At 32.1% G+C, this 16,756-nt stretch carries 15 protein-coding genes and 1 tRNA gene; 10 read left to right on the top strand and 6 right to left on the bottom strand.

Annotated features, from left to right (window positions below; translation table 11 throughout):
• The first annotated feature begins 12 nt into the window (after window positions 1-12).
• From Q0828_RS07550 to Q0828_RS07520, 7 genes are all read left to right on the top strand, one after another.
• Window positions 13-1,041 carry an asparaginase gene (locus Q0828_RS07550; RefSeq protein WP_298419213.1) on the top strand — a complete coding sequence of 343 codons (1,029 nt, stop codon included), beginning with the start codon at window positions 13-15 and terminating at the stop codon, window positions 1,039-1,041.
• 57 nt (window positions 1,042-1,098) lie between these two features.
• Window positions 1,099-1,186, top strand: a tRNA-Ser gene (locus Q0828_RS07545).
• Between the two features lie 77 nt (window positions 1,187-1,263).
• Window positions 1,264-1,974 (top strand): MotA/TolQ/ExbB proton channel family protein, encoded by a 711-nt coding sequence (locus tag Q0828_RS07540; protein WP_046756434.1) that lies wholly within the window; start codon window positions 1,264-1,266, stop codon window positions 1,972-1,974.
• A 30-nt stretch (window positions 1,975-2,004) separates the two neighbouring features.
• A complete protein-coding gene (locus Q0828_RS07535; protein ID WP_298419212.1) occupies window positions 2,005-2,412 on the top strand; it encodes a hypothetical protein in 408 nt (135 codons plus the stop codon).
• Window positions 2,413-2,414: 2 nt separating this feature from the next.
• Window positions 2,415-3,032: a biopolymer transporter ExbD gene (locus Q0828_RS07530; RefSeq protein WP_298419211.1), complete on the top strand. Its 618-nt coding sequence runs from the start codon at window positions 2,415-2,417 to the stop codon at window positions 3,030-3,032.
• A 13-nt stretch (window positions 3,033-3,045) separates the two neighbouring features.
• Complete coding sequence (locus Q0828_RS07525) at window positions 3,046-3,525, top strand: biopolymer transporter ExbD (protein ID WP_298419210.1); 480 nt, start codon at window positions 3,046-3,048, stop codon at window positions 3,523-3,525.
• Window positions 3,526-3,633: 108 nt separating this feature from the next.
• Window positions 3,634-4,350 (top strand): porin family protein, encoded by a 717-nt coding sequence (locus Q0828_RS07520; protein ID WP_298419209.1) that lies wholly within the window; start codon window positions 3,634-3,636, stop codon window positions 4,348-4,350.
• A 47-nt stretch (window positions 4,351-4,397) separates the two neighbouring features.
• Here Q0828_RS07520 and Q0828_RS07515 read toward each other — a convergent pair whose 3' ends face one another.
• The gene (locus Q0828_RS07515) at window positions 4,398-4,805 is read right to left on the bottom strand and encodes a hypothetical protein (protein ID WP_298419208.1); all 408 of its coding nucleotides are present in this window, start codon (window positions 4,803-4,805) and stop codon (window positions 4,398-4,400) included.
• A gap of 192 nt (window positions 4,806-4,997) precedes the next feature.
• Window positions 4,998-6,455, bottom strand: coding sequence for an RNA polymerase factor sigma-54 (rpoN, locus tag Q0828_RS07510; protein ID WP_298419207.1), 1,458 nt, complete (start codon window positions 6,453-6,455; stop codon window positions 4,998-5,000).
• Between the two features lie 486 nt (window positions 6,456-6,941).
• Here rpoN and Q0828_RS07505 point away from each other — a divergent pair, with 486 nt between their 5' ends.
• The 3 genes from Q0828_RS07505 to Q0828_RS07495 all read left to right on the top strand — a co-directional run bounded on the left by Q0828_RS07505 (window position 6,942) and on the right by Q0828_RS07495 (window position 9,401).
• Entirely contained in the window at window positions 6,942-8,615 is a 1,674-nt protein-coding gene (locus Q0828_RS07505) for a tetratricopeptide repeat protein (RefSeq protein ID WP_298419206.1), read from the top strand.
• A gap of 257 nt (window positions 8,616-8,872) precedes the next feature.
• Window positions 8,873-9,115 (top strand): hypothetical protein, encoded by a 243-nt coding sequence (locus Q0828_RS07500; RefSeq protein WP_298419205.1) that lies wholly within the window; start codon window positions 8,873-8,875, stop codon window positions 9,113-9,115.
• A gap of 34 nt (window positions 9,116-9,149) precedes the next feature.
• A complete protein-coding gene (locus Q0828_RS07495) occupies window positions 9,150-9,401 on the top strand; it encodes a hypothetical protein (protein WP_298419204.1) in 252 nt (83 codons plus the stop codon).
• Window positions 9,402-9,474: 73 nt separating this feature from the next.
• On the opposite strand, the gene asnS is transcribed toward Q0828_RS07495, so the two are convergent.
• The 4 genes from asnS to Q0828_RS07475 all read right to left on the bottom strand — a co-directional run bounded on the left by asnS (window position 9,475) and on the right by Q0828_RS07475 (window position 16,659).
• Window positions 9,475-10,917: an asparagine--tRNA ligase gene (asnS, locus tag Q0828_RS07490; protein ID WP_298419203.1), complete on the bottom strand. Its 1,443-nt coding sequence runs from the start codon at window positions 10,915-10,917 to the stop codon at window positions 9,475-9,477.
• A gap of 315 nt (window positions 10,918-11,232) precedes the next feature.
• Window positions 11,233-11,556, bottom strand: a complete 324-nt coding sequence (locus Q0828_RS07485) for a hypothetical protein (protein WP_298419201.1) — start codon at window positions 11,554-11,556, stop codon at window positions 11,233-11,235.
• Between the two features lie 47 nt (window positions 11,557-11,603).
• On the bottom strand, window positions 11,604-14,084 hold the full coding sequence (locus Q0828_RS07480; RefSeq protein ID WP_298419198.1) for an efflux RND transporter permease subunit: 2,481 nt from the start codon (window positions 14,082-14,084) through the stop codon (window positions 11,604-11,606).
• A gap of 49 nt (window positions 14,085-14,133) precedes the next feature.
• Entirely contained in the window at window positions 14,134-16,659 is a 2,526-nt protein-coding gene (locus Q0828_RS07475) for a DUF5686 and carboxypeptidase-like regulatory domain-containing protein (protein ID WP_298419195.1), read from the bottom strand.
• Between the last annotated feature and the right edge of the window lie 97 nt (window positions 16,660-16,756).

Raw genomic sequence — 16,756 nt, 5'->3', positions numbered from 1 at the left:
ATAACCAACAGAATGGAACAACCAAAAATATTACTCATATATACAGGTGGAACTATTGGAATGATTAAAGATTTTGAAACAGGAGCCTTACGAGCTTTTGATTTTGATAAATTATTAGAGCGTATTCCCGAATTGTCACATCTTGACTGTGATATAGAAACGGTAGCCTTTGATGATCCAATTGATTCCTCAGATATGAATACAGGGTATTGGATTCAAATAGCAGAAATAATAGAGGAAAACTATGCCGATTTTGATGGTTTTGTAGTGTTGCATGGGAGTGATACTATGAGTTATACAGCTTCAGCTTTGAGTTTTATGTTGGAAAACTTAGCAAAACCAGTAATATTTACAGGATCTCAATTGCCAATTGGTGATTTGCGAACTGATGCTAAAGAAAACTTAATTACTTCAATTCAAATAGCTTCGCTTAAAGACAAAAACGGGCGTTCACAAATTACGGAAGTTGGACTTTATTTTGAATATAAACTATACAGAGCAAACAGAACTACTAAAATAAATGCGGAACATTTTGAGGCATTTGCTTCATTAAACTATCCACCTTTGGCAGAATCAGGTGTGCATTTAAAAGTTTTTAAGGAAAATTTATTGCCAAGAACAAAGAAAAAAAACTTAATAGTTCAGAAAAAACTTGATGAAAATATTGCTTTAATTAAGTTGTTTCCGGGCATAACATTGGCAAGTTTAGAAGGTTTTTTATCGTCAAATAGCCTAAAAGCGATCATTTTAGAGACCTACGGAGCAGGAAATGCGCCAACAGAGACGTGGTTTTTAGAGTTTTTAGCAAAAATCAAAGAAAAAGGCATAATTGTTGTGAATGTAACACAGTGTTCTGGAGGAAAAGTCATTATGGGACAATATGAAACTAGCGTTGCATTGAAAAGACTAAGTATCATAAGCGGTAAAGACATTACAACGGAGGCTGCGGTCACAAAATTAATGTATCTTTTGGGAAGGAAAATAAACCATTCGGTGTTCAAAACAATGTATGAAACACCCATAAGAGGCGAAATGTCCTAAAAATAGCAAGATATATTTCAAAAACTAAAATATTTTTTGTTATTTGCTCGACGATAGAGAGAGGTGGCCGAGTGGTCGAAGGCGCACGCCTGGAAAGTGTGTATGCGGCATAACCGTATCGAGGGTTCGAATCCCTTCCTCTCTGCATAAATTTATCGTAAATAATTATAAATTTTTTATATCTTTAACCCGATTAACTAACAAAATTTAAGTTCAAGAGAAATGAAAAAAGGATTTTCTATTATGGCTGTAGCCATGTTAACGATTTTAAATGTAGGTGTTGCGAATGCACAAAATGCAGAACAAGGTTTTCACCAAATATTAAAAGATTACTTTATTAAAGGTGGTCCAGGATTCATGGGAATTGTATTGTTATGTCTTATCTTAGGATTAGCAATATGTATCGAAAGAATCATTTATTTAAATATGGCTTCAACAAATAATAAGAAATTATTAGCCAATGTTGAAAATGCATTAGCAGACGGCGGTGTAGAAGCAGCGAAAGAAGTTGCTAGAAACACTAAAGGACCTGTTGCTTCTATCTTCTATCAAGGTTTAGACCGTATGGACGAAGGAGTTGATAATGCTGAGAAAGCTGTAGTAGCTTACGGAGGTGTTCAAATGGGACAATTAGAAAGAAACGTATCTTGGATTTCATTATTCATCGCAATTGCACCGATGTTAGGATTCATGGGAACGGTAATTGGTATGATTCAAGCCTTTGATAAAATTGCGGCTGTAGGATCATTAGATGCATCGTTAATTGCGAGTTCTATTCAGGTAGCCTTATTAACGACTGTATTTGGTCTTATCGTGGGTATTATCCTTCAAATTTTCTACAACTATATTATTGCTAAGATTGATAGTATTGTAAACGATATGGAAGATTCATCTATTTCTTTAATAGATTTATTGGTTCGTTACAAGAAATAATACTGTCAACTTTATACAATACTATATAATATGAAATCATTAAAATTAATATTAACAATCCTTATCGCAGTTATAGCACTAATTGGTGTTATATTATATGCCATGATTCTTGGTGGTGATACAGGAAACGCTATGATCGTTGCTGGTGAAGTACTTGTAATAGTTACCGCAGCAATAGCACTGTTTTTCGGACTCAAAAATTTAGCTACAAATCCACAAGCATTAAAGAAATCTGCGATTTCTTTAGCAGTATTCGCAATCATTGCAATACTTTCTTATGTGTCAGCTGGTGAGTCTCCAGTGCAAGTAGGAGATATTTCAATAGAGCCAGGTACTTCTAAATTAGTAGGAATGGGTATTTACATGTTTTACTTTTTAGCAGCAATTGCAATTTTAGCAATGGTTGGATTTGGAATTAAAAAATCACTTAATAAATAATTATGGGAAGAAGAAATATACCAGAAGTTAATGCAGGTTCTATGGCAGATATTGCATTCTTACTGCTTATCTTTTTCTTAGTAACTACAACTTTTGAAGTGGACTCAGGTATTAACAGAAAGTTACCACCAATGCCACCTCCAGGAGTAACACCACCAATTATTAAGCAGAAGAATTTATTTACTGTTTTAGTAAACAAAAATAATGACCTGCTAGTTGAAGAAGAAGTAATGGCTTTAGGCGATTTGCGTGAAGCAGCAATTGCTTTCTTAGACAATGGTGGAGGAACTAATGAAAAGGGAGAGCCATGTAATTATTGCAAAGGTGATAGAAAAGAAGATTCATCAGATCACCCTAATAAAGCAATTATCTCTGTTAGAAATGATAGAGAAACTGAATATGGAACATTCATTTCAGTACAAAATGAGCTTGTTGGAGCATACAATTTCTTGCGTAATAGAGAAGCGCAAAACTTGTATAAAATGAACTATACAGCTATGGACTCTATTGCTTCAAATCCTCAGACTAGTGAACAACTAAAGTCTGATTTGAAAGAAAAAATGGAGGTTATAAAGGAAATGTTTCCTTTAAAAATATCTGAAGCAGAAACTAGTAATTAAAAACGTAGCTACTATGTCTAAATTTAAAAAGAAAAAAAGTGGTGAATTGCCACCAGTATCTACAGCAGCTTTGCCAGATATCGTATTCATGTTATTATTCTTCTTTATGACGGTAACAACATTTAAGAAAGACGATTACAAGGTGAAACAAGAATTACCATATGCTGATCAAGTACAAACACTTGATAAGACAGACAAAGTAATTTATATTTATGCTGGGAAACCAAGTCTGAGATATCAAAAAGAATTCGGTACACAAGCAAAAATTCAATTAAATGATAAGTTTGCTGATGTTTCTGAAATCAAAGATTATTGGTTTAATACTATTAATAACGATCTAGGGCAAGAATACCAAAATGTTGCTATTACTGCTTTAAAAGTAGATAAGGAAACGAATATGGGATTGATAGCTGATATCAAACAACAACTTCGTGAAATTAATGCTTTAAAAATTAATTACACCACTAGAAAAGGTGCTGTAGACCAGAATTAATAATAGAAGATCTTAAATTTTATATTAAAAAGCACTCTATATAGAGTGCTTTTTTTGTAATATCTTATATAAGAATATCTGTAAATTAGCGTTCTCATAATGAAAGAAATGACGAAACGAATCTGCATAGGAATAATATTTATCTTTATAGGGCTTCAATATGTTGCTGCTCAAGAAGAAAATGAAAGAGTTGTTACTATTATTGATACACTTCCTGATAATAACTATCGTGAAGATCAGTTTTATATTGGTGTTACCTATAATATTCTTCAAAGTAGACCTAGCGGTATTTCTCAAAATAATTTGTCAAATGGATTGCATTTAGGTGTTATTAGAGACTTTCCTATCAATAAAAAGCGAAACAAAGCCATTGGAATAGGCTTAGGGTATTCATACAATTCATACTTTCATAACTTAAAAGCCACAAAAACGGATAATGGAATTGTTTATCAAGCTATTGAAAGTGATGCGAGTTTCAAGCGAAATAAATATAGAACGCATCTGATAGAACTTCCTATTGAGTTTCGTTGGAGAACATCAACAGTAACAAACTACGAATTTTGGCGAATTTATGCGGGTTTTAAAGCGGGTTATGTCTTATCGGGAACTTCTAAATTTGTTGGAAATGATGAAAAGGTGAAGTTTATCAATGATGATTTGAATAAATTCCAATACGGATTAACATTAAGCGCAGGATATAATACATGGAATTTTCATGTGTATTATGGTCTAAATAAACTCTTCAAAGATGGAACAAAAACTGTGGATGGAGAAGCCTTTGAAATGAGCGCAATCAAAGTAGGTTTGATGTTTTATATTTTGTAATGATGTATAAGTTAGATACGTTATGGTAAAAAAATAAACCTTCATAGTTACCAATACGTAACCAGCAATTGCGGAATCAATCCAATAAAAAAGCCAAAAATAAGCTCAGGAAAAGTATGTGCCTTTAAAAATAATCGTGAAGTTGCTACCAATCCAATCATAAAAATTAGAAAGCCTAATGCAAAAGTGATGTTAACTTGATACGTAATACTCAATATAGCTAAAAACATTACCAAACCTGAAATCCCCATTATATGCATACTTGCTTTTACACGGAAAAACACAAGTGTAAGGCAGATAATGGAAGAAATTAAAGAGGCTAAAAAGAAATCATACAACTCTGCAAAAATTGATTTCGTAATCACTTTCGTGATAATTAAAAATAAAATCAATACATAAATATACAAAGGAATTTTCCGTTGAGAAACATCTTTTAAAAAGATAGAGTCTATCATTTTGAAACGTTTCAATAAGATGAAAATTAACATCGGAATGCAAATTGTAAAAACGGTAATAGTAATGGAGACATCTATCTTAAAATTGAAATCATACATCCTAGGCGTGACTAAAAAATAGCCAATAGTTGCCATAATTGGTGTGAAAATAGGGTGGAAGAGGTATGATATTACCTTTAGAAAAGTGCGCATCTATATCTTCTTTCGTAAGCGTGCAACAGGAATATCAAGCTGTTCTCTGTACTTTGCAACAGTTCTACGTGCAATTGGATATCCTTTTTCTTTCAAAATAGTGGCTAGTTTTTCGTCTGTTAGCGGTTTCTTTTTGTTTTCATCCTCAATAACAGTTTCTAAAATCTTCTTTATTTCACGTGTTGAAACATCTTCTCCTTGTTCATTTTTCATCGATTCAGAGAAAAACTCTTTAATCAATTTTGTTCCGTAAGGAGTGTCTACATATTTACTATTTGCTACACGCGAAACAGTAGAAACATCCATATTGATCATATCTGCAATATCTTTCAAAATCATTGGTTTCAGCTTGCGTTCATCTCCTGTAAGGAAATATTCTTGCTGATAATGAAGAATTGCGTTCATGGTTACTAAAAGTGTCTGTTGACGTTGTTTAATGGCGTCTATAAACCATTTTGCAGCATCTAACTTTTGCTTGATAAACATCACCGCATCTTTTTGAGATTTTGTTTTCTGACGTGTATCTTTATAGCCTTTCAGCATATTATTATATTCCTTAGAAACATGTAGTTCAGGAGCATTTCGTCCATTTAACGTTAGCTCTAAAACACCTTCTGTAATTCGAATTGTAAAATCAGGAACAATATGCTCAATAATCTTTGTGTTACCTGCATACGATCCACCAGGTTTTGGGTTTAAACGCTCAATTTCTAAAATAGCATCACGTAACTCAACTTCTGAGATGTCAAATTTTTGTAATAATTTCTTGTAATGCTTCTTTGTAAAATGCTCGAAAGATCTATCCAAAATAGCAATAGCGAGTTCAATAGATGGTGTTGGTTCTTTTCTTCGTAACTGAATCAATAAGCATTCTTGTAAATTTCTTGCACCAACTCCAGCAGGATCAAGTTCGTGAACAATAGACAGAATTTTTTCAACATTTTCATCAGCAGTAAAGATGTTTTGTGTAAACGCTAAATCGTCCACAATATCTTCTAAAGGTCTACGGATATAGCCACTTTCGTCAACACTTCCGATTAAAAATTCAGCAATTTCTCTATCTTCTTCTGAAAGCCTGAATGTATTTAATTGTGTTTTTAAATGTTGATTAAAAGAGGTTCCAGAAGCATATGGAACATTTTTTTCTTCATCATCTACACTGTAATTATTTGCTTGTAAACGGTAAGTAGGAATTTCATCATCACTCAAATAATCATCCACATTAATATCTTCTGCAGCAATCGTATCATTTCCGTAATCGTCATCATATTCGTTTGACAAATCTGAATCGTATTCGTCCAATTGTTCTTTTCCGTTATCTAAGGCAGGATTTTCTTCTAACTCTTGTTTCAGACGTTGTTCAAATGCTTGCGTAGGCAATTGAATCAACTTCATCAACTGGATTTGTTGTGGTGATAGCTTTTGAGATAGTCTAAAATTTAGTTGTTGTTTAAGCATATTATTTTGTGTAAAACACCTTATTGACCTGTAAAATTGAATACAGTTTTGTAAATATATACAAAGTGTCAGGTTTATAGAGTTTAATGAAACTCTATTTCGTTGGTTTTTTCAAAATAACCCATTTGCGAACTTATTATTTGTGTCTGAAAAGACTAGAATTAGTGTAAAATTTCTTTCAATAGTATGGCTAGGATTATCTTTGTTAGTACTTTTATCTTGGCTACCAATCAAAAACGATACCATTTATTGCTACAAATTGCAAATTCTTCTCATAAATAGGTTGTATCCATTTATACAAATATAAAAAATACTAAGTATTTCTACAGGGTAGAACACGCTATTTAGTTGAACGATTATGGGGAATAACACTCTTTTCTATGTTTGAAAAAACGAGTTTTTTTAATAAAACAAATTGGTAGATAAATTATGAAAAGGCGAATATGTATAAAATTGAATTCTAATAACACTTGTATCTGGTTGAAAATGATGCTTTTATTTGGTTTTTTCTTTTGTGTAATTGGAAATGTAAATGCACGAGAACGCGACGAGTTAGTTGTGCAATATTTAAAAAATAGTAGGTTATGTGCATTTAAAAATCAGAAAGATTCTGCGATCTATTATCTTGAAAAAGCAAAAATACAAGCTTTGGGAAATCCAGATGAACTATTTAGAGTTTATAATAGAGGTGCAAATTATTTCTTTAAAGAAGACATAAAATTAGATTCAGCCAAAACTTATATGCAAAAAATGAGTGCACTCTTGCCAGCGTTAGAATATGATGTTTTAAAATCCAGATTGTATAATAAATTAGGATACTTCTATGGATTAAACGGAAATATTAAAGAAGCATTTCAAGCATATAATTCGGCAATTATCATAAATCGTAAGCTAGAAGAATATACAAATTATAAAGTGCTAGCAAATTCATATGTGAAGTTAGGAAGGTTGTACGGAAGATTAGAATTATATCCAACTGCAAAATCCTATTTTAAAAAGGCAATTGCTTTGCTGAAAGAAGACCCAGAAATTGATCAAGTTTTTATTTACAGGCATTTAGCATGCGTATATAAAAAAATGGGAGCCATTGATGATGCAATGAGTTATTTGCAAAAAGCAATAAAGATAAATGAAGAAAATAGCTTGTCTAGAGCTTATGAAAGTCATCAAATTAATACTCAGAAAAACTTGGCAGAAATCTATTATATAAAAGAAGATAGAAAGCAAGCATTATTCTATGTGTTAGAAAGTATAAAGAATGCAAGTAAAATTCAACGAAAAGATTTAGACGTTCGACTTTTTCTATTATTATCTAAAATTTACAATGACGAAGGAGATGTTGATTTGGCATTCATAAATGGATTAAAATCATTTGAAATAGCAAAAGCAAAAGATATTCCGTATCAGATATTAATGAGTTCGAAACAGTTGAAGCTATTGTATAAAAATATAGGTAACACCGAGAAAGCATATTTCTATTTAGACATTTATAATAAAACAAAAAATAGAATTTACAGGGAAGAAGCTAAAGTGACTATATTAAAAGCTGAGTATTTAGAAGATCTACGCAAAGAAAAACTGGCGACTAATAAAATACAAGAAGCATCTTATTTTCACGCTCTACTTATTATCGGAATATGTTTAGTGCTTCTTGGTATTGTTTATACATTTTATCAACGTAAAAAAGAAGTACTTCAACAGCGAATTGTAAGTAATGAAAAGTCAAAATACAGAATCCAACAAAAACTACAGGATGAACGTAAAAGAGCGTTAGAAAAAGAAAATGAATTGAGTGTGTACATGCGAATGTTATCTCAACAAACTGATGCTGGAAGTGAAGCAACTATTGTAAAAATGAAGTCTACATTGCAACAATTACACTCACTAAAAATTCTCACAGAAGATGATTGGCTTGAGTTTAAAACACTATTCTTAAATATTTACCCAAATTTTTACAAAAACTTCAAAATAAATGTTGCCGATTATTCATTAGGCGATTTAAAATTGGCATCACTTATTCGATTAAGTCTTAATACAAAAGAAATTGCTAATATATTAGCGATTTCTCCAGAAAGTGTTCGTAAAGGAAAATACAGATTACGTAAAAAAATGACCTTTACTTCCGAAAAAGAATTGCAAAAATTTATTTATAGCTTATAAGTTGTCTCGTTTCTGTCCTAAAACAAGTAAAAATCTTTGTTTTATAAGTGATTGTCTCAATTTTGTCATTGCAAAATTTCTTCAAGAAGCAATGCGGTTTTCTAGTTTTGAAAATGAAAATCAGATACTGAAATTCGTTTTCAACTAGTTGCTTTTATGTATGCACATGTTAGTTTTTCGATATACTTCCCGAAAACGAATTTCAGTATCTGATTACCATTAAAAAAATAATATAAACCAATTAAAACGTAAAATTTATGAAAAAACGTAAGATGAATGTAAAGAAGTTAACGCTTCAAAAACGAATCATTTCTAACATGGAATCGGTACAAGGAGGTATACAGCAAACGCAGTTTATTGTCATTTGTAATACTTTGATAAACACAACGATTATTGCAACAACAAATACAATAGTTACAGGAACAAATTGGCCACCAATTGATCCGCCAGTGCTTATTACAAAAGGTTATGTAAGTTGTATTTCTGACTGCAATTGTTAGAAACACGTATAATTTAAATTTTAAAAAACATATCATGAAAAAACAAAAAGTAAACCTTAAAAAATTGTCGCTTAGTAAACATAAAATATCAACTTTAAACGGAAATCAATTACTTGGAGGTGCTCCAGGGAGCTTGCACTGTGGTCCAACAAGTCAGCTTTTAAATTGTGCTACGGCAACGAGTCCTCCAGCGCCATTAATTTCAATTGATATCCGACAAGATATTTGTGAAGCCATTAAATACTCTAAAGAATCACTTTGTCCACCGTGTATGTTTGATTTTTAATCCGCAGTTTTTGATATAAAAAAATCGCCAAGAATTTCTTGGCGATTTTATATATAAAGTATTTACTTTTCTATTAAAACTCTGCATTTAATGGAGTCCTTGGGTAAGGAATTACGTCTCTAATATTGCTCATTCCTGTAGCAAACATAACCAAACGCTCAAAACCTAATCCGAAACCAGAATGCACAGCAGTTCCGTATTTACGTAAATCTAAATACCACCAAAGTTCTTCTTCAGGAATATTTAACGCAGCCATTTTTTCTTTTAAAACATCTAAACGTTCTTCACGTTGCGATCCACCAACAATTTCTCCAATTCCTGGGAACAAAATATCCATTGCGCGAACCGTTTTTTCATCTTCATTTAATCGCATGTAAAATGCTTTGATGTTTGCAGGATAATCAAATAAAATCACAGGACATTTAAAGTGCTTTTCTACTAAGAAACGTTCGTGTTCACTTTGTAAATCTGCGCCCCATTCGTTGATTAAATATTTGAATTTTTTCTTCTTGTTTGGTTTTGAGTTACGTAAAATATCAATAGCTTCCGTATAACTTACACGCTTAAAGTTGTTGTCAACTACAAAGCGTAATTTTTCTATCAAGGTCATTTCACTGCGCTCAGCTTGTGGCTTGGACTTGTCTTCTTGAATCAAGCGATCTTCTAAAAATGCTAAATCATCTGGATTGTGTTCTAAAATATACGAAAGCACAGATTTCATAAAATCTTCTGCTAAGTCCATGTTTCCAGCCAAATCCATAAAAGCAACTTCTGGTTCAATCATCCAAAACTCAGACAAATGACGTGATGTGTTAGAGTTTTCAGCTCTAAATGTTGGTCCAAATGTATACACTTTTCCAAGTGACATTGCATACGTTTCTGCTTCTAACTGTCCAGAAACAGTTAAATTAGTTTCCTTTCCGAAAAAATCTTTCGAATAATCTACATTTCCTTCTTCATCCAACGGCGGGTTTTGAGGATCTAGTGTAGTAACTCTAAATGTTTCTCCAGCACCTTCTGCATCACTTGCTGTAATGATTGGTGTATGCATGTAATAAAATCCGTTATCGTTAAAATATTTATGAATGGCAAACGATAACGAAGAGCGTAAACGCATTACAGCACTAAATGTATTTGTACGTGTGCGTAAATGAGCTTGTTCTCTTAGCTTTTCTAAGGTGTGTCTTTTTGGTTGTAAGATTGTTTTTGATACTTCTTCCTGATCGGCATCTCCTAAAATTGTAATTTCATTGACTTGTACTTCAACTTTTTGTCCTTTTCCTTGGCTTTCTACCAATTCTCCTTTAATAGAAACGGCAGCTCCAGTTCCAATACGATTTAAAGTATCTTCATTGGTATTTTCAAAATCAACAACACATTGAATATTATGAATCGTTGAACCATCATTTAAAGCAATAAAACGATTTGCTCTAAAAGTTCGTACCCAACCTTTTACAATAACTTCTTGTACTAATGTTTCTGAGCTCAATAACTCAGCTACTGTGTATGATTTCATTTTAATAATAATTTAGGCGACAAATATAGTTCATTAGTGAAAACTAATGAAAAGAGAGTGGATAAAAATAAACATGTGTTTTGTAAGAAGTGGATGTTCTTTTTGTATAATAATTCTCAGAGGCGTATAAATACTTGGAAATAAAAGGGATTTACCTACTAAAAAGGGGAATTTTCCCCTTGCCTAAACGCTCAAACTTGACATATATTTGTCATGGCTATTAATCAATTGTAATCTTAATTTGTCTTCAATGATTAAGTAAATTAAGGTAGGTTTGGGGGAACCTAATAGAGTCTGAATGCTGTAACAACAGCTTCAGGCTTTATTTTTTTTAGGTAAAATTGATTTCAACTTTTCTAAAATGTCAATCCCTAAATGTTTAGGAGTATCATATTTAAATGTAATTTGAAATTCTTTTTCTAAAGTTTTAAGAAAACGTTCTTCTCCTTTGATTTCTCCTTCAAACCAATTATCCCAAGCACATAAAATAGACTCTTCTTCTTTTTTGAATTCGTATAAGTCAAAATCAATGCCTTTATCAAATTGTTCATACGTTGTAACAATATCCCAGCCAGATGTTTTGAGAAACTCAATTATTTCGTACCATATTGTTGTTGGTATATTTGTTGCAATTTTCATAATAGCTGCAATTGCGATTTTATTTACAAGCAGTCTCTAAATTGTGTTTACAAGTCTTTTTTGTTTTTTGTATACTTTTCCTTGTGTTTTTTCTTGTTACTTTCAGAATCATCTTCAATTTCATCTTTCTTGTGTGTGAGTTCTGAAAGCTTTCTATTTTCCTTTTCAGGAAGAATTCTGAAGTTAGGTTCTTTTAAAACACGTTTGTTGGCAATGCTTCGTTCTAGCGAAAGCAATAAAGAAGGCAACAATAATAAATTTGCTAACATCGCAAAAAGTAGTGTTGCTGAAACTAAACCACCTAAAGCAACCGTTCCTCCAAAGCTTGAAATCATAAATACAGAAAATCCAAAGAATAATACAATAGAAGTGTAAAACATACTTACACCAGTTTCACGTAAGGCTGCATATACCGATTTACGAATCTTCCAATTGTTGCTACGCAATTCTTGTCTGTATTTTGCTAAAAAATGTATCGTGTCGTCCACAGAAATACCAAAAGCAATACTAAACACCAAAATGGTAGACGGTTTGATAGGAACACCTAAAAAGCCCATCATTCCGGCTGTAATGAGTAGTGGAAGTAAATTCGGTACTAGTGAAATTAAAATCATTCGGAACGAGCGAAATAAATATGCCATGAATAACGAAATTAAGAAAATAGCTAAGGATAACGACATAATTAAGTTATCGACTAGATATTTAGTTCCTTTCAAGAAAACCAACGCTTTTCCTGTCATAGTAACTTTGTACTTGCCTTTAAAAGTTTTATCTATTTGTGCTTGTAAGTTTTCTTCAATACGTTCCATTTTGTCTGTTCCAATGTCTTTCATAAACGTTGTAATACGTGCATATTGACCCGTAGAATCGACAAAACTGTTGAGTAAATTTGTATTCGATTTTGATTTTACAGCATACGCTGAAATCAATGTGTTTTCATTTGAAGATGGTAATGTATAGTTTTTTGCCAAACCTCCAAAAAATGCTTGTCTTGAATATTTTGCCAAACTTACAATAGACATAGGTTTGGATAATTCGGGAGTTTCAAGAATAATTTCTTCAAACTTTTCCATGCGTTTTAAGGTTGGAAGTTTGGTGACACCATTTTTACGATCGGTATCAATCATAATTTCTAATGGCATGATTCCGTCAAATTCTTCTTCAAAAAAGCGAATATCTTTAAAAAAATCGGCACGTTGTGGCATATCTTCAATCAAACTACCAGAAATTCGAATTTGATAAATTCCAACAATACTCAACGCTAGCAAACATACAGAGGTAATATATACGGCAACTCTATGGTGGCGTACCATTTTTTCCATCCAGCCAACGAAACCACCAATCCAACGTTTGTTTAAATGGTTTAAGTGTTTTTGTTTTGGCAACGCCATAAAGCTATAAATGGTTGGAATAATTAATAGCGATAATATAAAAATTGCAATAATATTGATGGAAGCTACAATACCAAACTCTTTCAGTAATTTACTTTCTGTGATGATAAATGTTGCAAAACCCGCTGCTGTTGTAACATTGGTCATTAACGTAGCATTTCCAATTTTTGAAATTACACGTTGTAATGATTTTGCTTGGTTTCCATGTTTCTTTATTTCTTGTTGATATTTATTGATGAAGAAAATACAGTTTGGAATTCCAATGACAATAATCAATGGAGGAATCAACGCAGTTAGTACTGTGATTTCATAATGTAATAATCCTAAGATTCCGAATGCCCACATTACACCAATAATTACAACAACCATAGAAATGAAAGTGGCACGGAACGAACGGAAGAAAAAGAAAAATATTAAACTTGTAATTAATAAAGCAGCTCCAATGAATAAGCCAATTTCGTCCACAATATTTTGTGAATTTAGCGTACGAATGTATGGCATTCCTGAAACGCGTAAATCGAGCCCAGTTTCGTTTTCAAAGTTCTCAATTAATGGTAATACTTCATCATAAATGAAATCTTTACGAACATTAGTGTTTACAATTTCTTTGTCGAGATAAACCGCTGTTCGAATCGTGTGTTCGTCATTAAATAGTAAACTTTCGTAAAAAGGAAGATTGTTGAATAATTCATTTTTAATAGCGTCAACTTCAGCCTGAGTCTTTACTTCTCCAGAAACTAAATCTTTAAGTGTGAAACTTTGATTTTGATCATCTTTGATTAATTTTTTGAGATTTTCTGTAGAAATAACTGCTGAAACTTCAGGTTTTGCATTGAACTGTTTACTGAGTCTATTCCAGGCGTTAAATTTTTCTGGTGTAAATACAGAACTATCTTTTACTGCAAGAATGATTAAGTTTCCTTCTTCCCCAAAAATATCGAGGAATTTATTGTATTCAATATTAACAGGGTGATTGTCAGGGAGTAAATTTGCTTCAGTGTATGAGAAACGCATGTTTTTCCATTGCATTCCTAAGAAAACAGTCATGGCAATTACAAGCGTTAATATGATAATTCTGTTTCTTAGAATTAATCTAGCTACACTTGCCCAAAACCGCGTATTTATCCATTTAATCATTGTACCATTTTTGCTCGTGCAAATTTAGCAAAAACCAATGAAGTCGGGCTTAAAATCCTAAACTAAAATAATAAGTAAACTTAAATGATAAGTTGTCTTCGAATTCTGGCAAATGATATGCACCATATCTATACATAAAACTCAATCCGAAACCAGCGAAAAGTTTGTTGATTTCAAAACCAGATTCAGAGTATCCGTGTTGTAACGAATTGAACTCTTGCCCTAAATGACGTTCAATGTTTTCAGCATCACCAATAGCAAATCGGGTAATTAACGTTAATTCTGGACGGAAACCTCTCGTAATTTTAAATGGTTTAAATTGATGTTTCGCTTGAAACATAGCGTATTTGTCTGAGAAAAACTCATTGAAATACATGGTTTCAAAACTGTTTCTCCCAGCAATAGAGAAGCGTTGTAACAATACATCTTTGTTTGGATTGTTTGGTGAAGTGTGGTATAAGTGTGAAATTGGAATATCTCCAATTCCTAATCCACCTTTTACTAAAAAGGAAGTTACACCTTTGTCAATAGGTCTAATTTCGTGAACAATTCGTGCATCAAATTTTGTATAGTTGAAATCGCCACCAAACACATCTTTTAAACTTTGTGTTGCTTGGAAAGCAAATTGTGGAAATCCTTTTTTTATTTCTGAACGTCCGTGACGTGTTTGCATATATTCACTAAACGGATTCCATTGTACTGCAAAGATGGCTTCTGTGATTTCGTAAGCATTAAAAATTTCATTGTCATTTACAAAGCCATAATCATAGGTAGATTCTATATTACTTTTAGAAAGCATCAAATTTGCATGTGTTTTTGCTGTAATTTGATGTTCTATGTTTGCGGTTAAACGTCTCGTTTCATAAAACAAATCAATATTGAATAAACGTGGTTCAAATAATGAAAATGCACGTCTGTCTGTAATGAATGTTGAGCTTCCTGTTTCAACTAAATCATCAGTGTATGACATGCCAAACCAAGTATTTGTTCGTTTGTCTAATCGTGCAGCACCACCAACTCCAAATTTGAAATCCTTGTCTCGAGTTCCATAAACTCCGTAACCATTTAATCTGTATTTAGTAGAAAAATTAGCATTTGTAACACCACCAAGTCCTAAACGGAACGCTTCGTAGTTATTATATTTTAATAAGTAACGTAAATCTAAATCGACATATTTTGTTGGATAGTATCCTTTTAATAATTTTCGAGCTAAATAAATATCTTTTTCAACACCTTCTTCAGCAATAACACTATCTAAAACGACATAAGTTTCTTTTCCGCGTTTTGTAATACTATCTGTTCTGTATTGATTCCAGAATTCTTCGCTTCTATCATGTGCTAGTTCGTCAATTTCGATAGCTAAACCACGACCACGAATAGAAACTTCTTTATTAATAGATAAGTCAAAGTTTTTCGTTTTTGAACTTAGGTATACAAAATCACTAGCATCTTGCTTGTTAGTACTTACTGTTTTTGTGCTGTCTTGCGGAGTTGTTCCGCGTTGAACATTTATAGTAGTTCCTAAAAGTGAAACAGAATCATCTGTTTTTCCTTTGCGAATATTAATTTCTTTGTCACTTGGAAACCAAACTTCAAATGTTTGATTGTATTCAAAATTTTGAACTGCTTTGATGTCAATTACAGCTTTTATTTCAGCAATGGCCTTTTGTAGCGCGTATGATTGTTTGTCAACATATAAAATACCTTCCAATCCAGAAGTTTTTCCTTTCTTCTTTGGACTATAATAAATCATATATGCATCTCGGTTGTTATTAGTAACCGTATCTAAAATTTTGTAATTATATTTTGACAAGGCATTATTTGCTAATGGACCTGCATAAGATGTTCCGAAAAGATCATATTCATTTTTATAGAATGAAAACGACTGAATTTTTAATCCTAATATTTCGTAAATAGGTTCTTTAAAACCAGCCATACGTGTTGCCAGAATTTTTTCGCGTTTTCCTTTAGAAGAACTAAACGATACCTCACTTACTTTTTCAGTCATATAAATATGGCTTCGCGTCATATCTTTCTTGAAGCTATAATTAGATGAATCTACTTCTTTAAAAACAAGTTTTCCATCTTTTTTAGTGTAAATGGAATCAATTTGCCCATTGATTGAATCTGGATTCGCAGTTACTAAAAGTTTATTGTACGAGTTTAGCTTGAAAGTATTCAATTTTCGTTCCGGGTCGTTTTCTTTTTTGCGCTTAATAGCGTCACGAATAATCTGTAGTGCAGGATTTTCTTTATTGTATAAAACAACAGCGTCTAATGATTCTTGTGAAGGTTCTAGTGCTATTTTAAGATATGTAGTGTTATTGTCTATGGGAACTGTGAGCGTAGTGTATCCAATATAAGAAATACGAATAGATGTAGTTCCTTTTTTTAAATTTAGGACAAACTTTCCTTCTGCATCGGTAATAGTACCTTTTGATTCAGATAGAAGGATATTGGCAAAAGGAAGTGATTCTTTTGTTTGCTTGTCAGTTACGACTCCTGATATTGTTTGTTGTGCAAAAGCAGCAATAGAGGAGAATAATAAAATAAAAATCAGTAAAGATTTTTTCATCTGTTGAATTATTTTTAGATGTCGAATGGAAACCTGTTTATAATTATATTAGTAGTGATAACTTCTTAATTATTACAAATTTCTCAAAGGCTTTTAT

The sequence above is a fragment of the uncultured Kordia sp. genome, assembly GCF_947496985.1.
In the GTDB taxonomy this organism is placed as follows: Bacteria; Bacteroidota; Bacteroidia; order Flavobacteriales; family Flavobacteriaceae; genus Kordia.
Note: the sequence above shows the minus strand (reverse complement) of the source record. Positions and strands in the feature narration are given on the sequence as shown.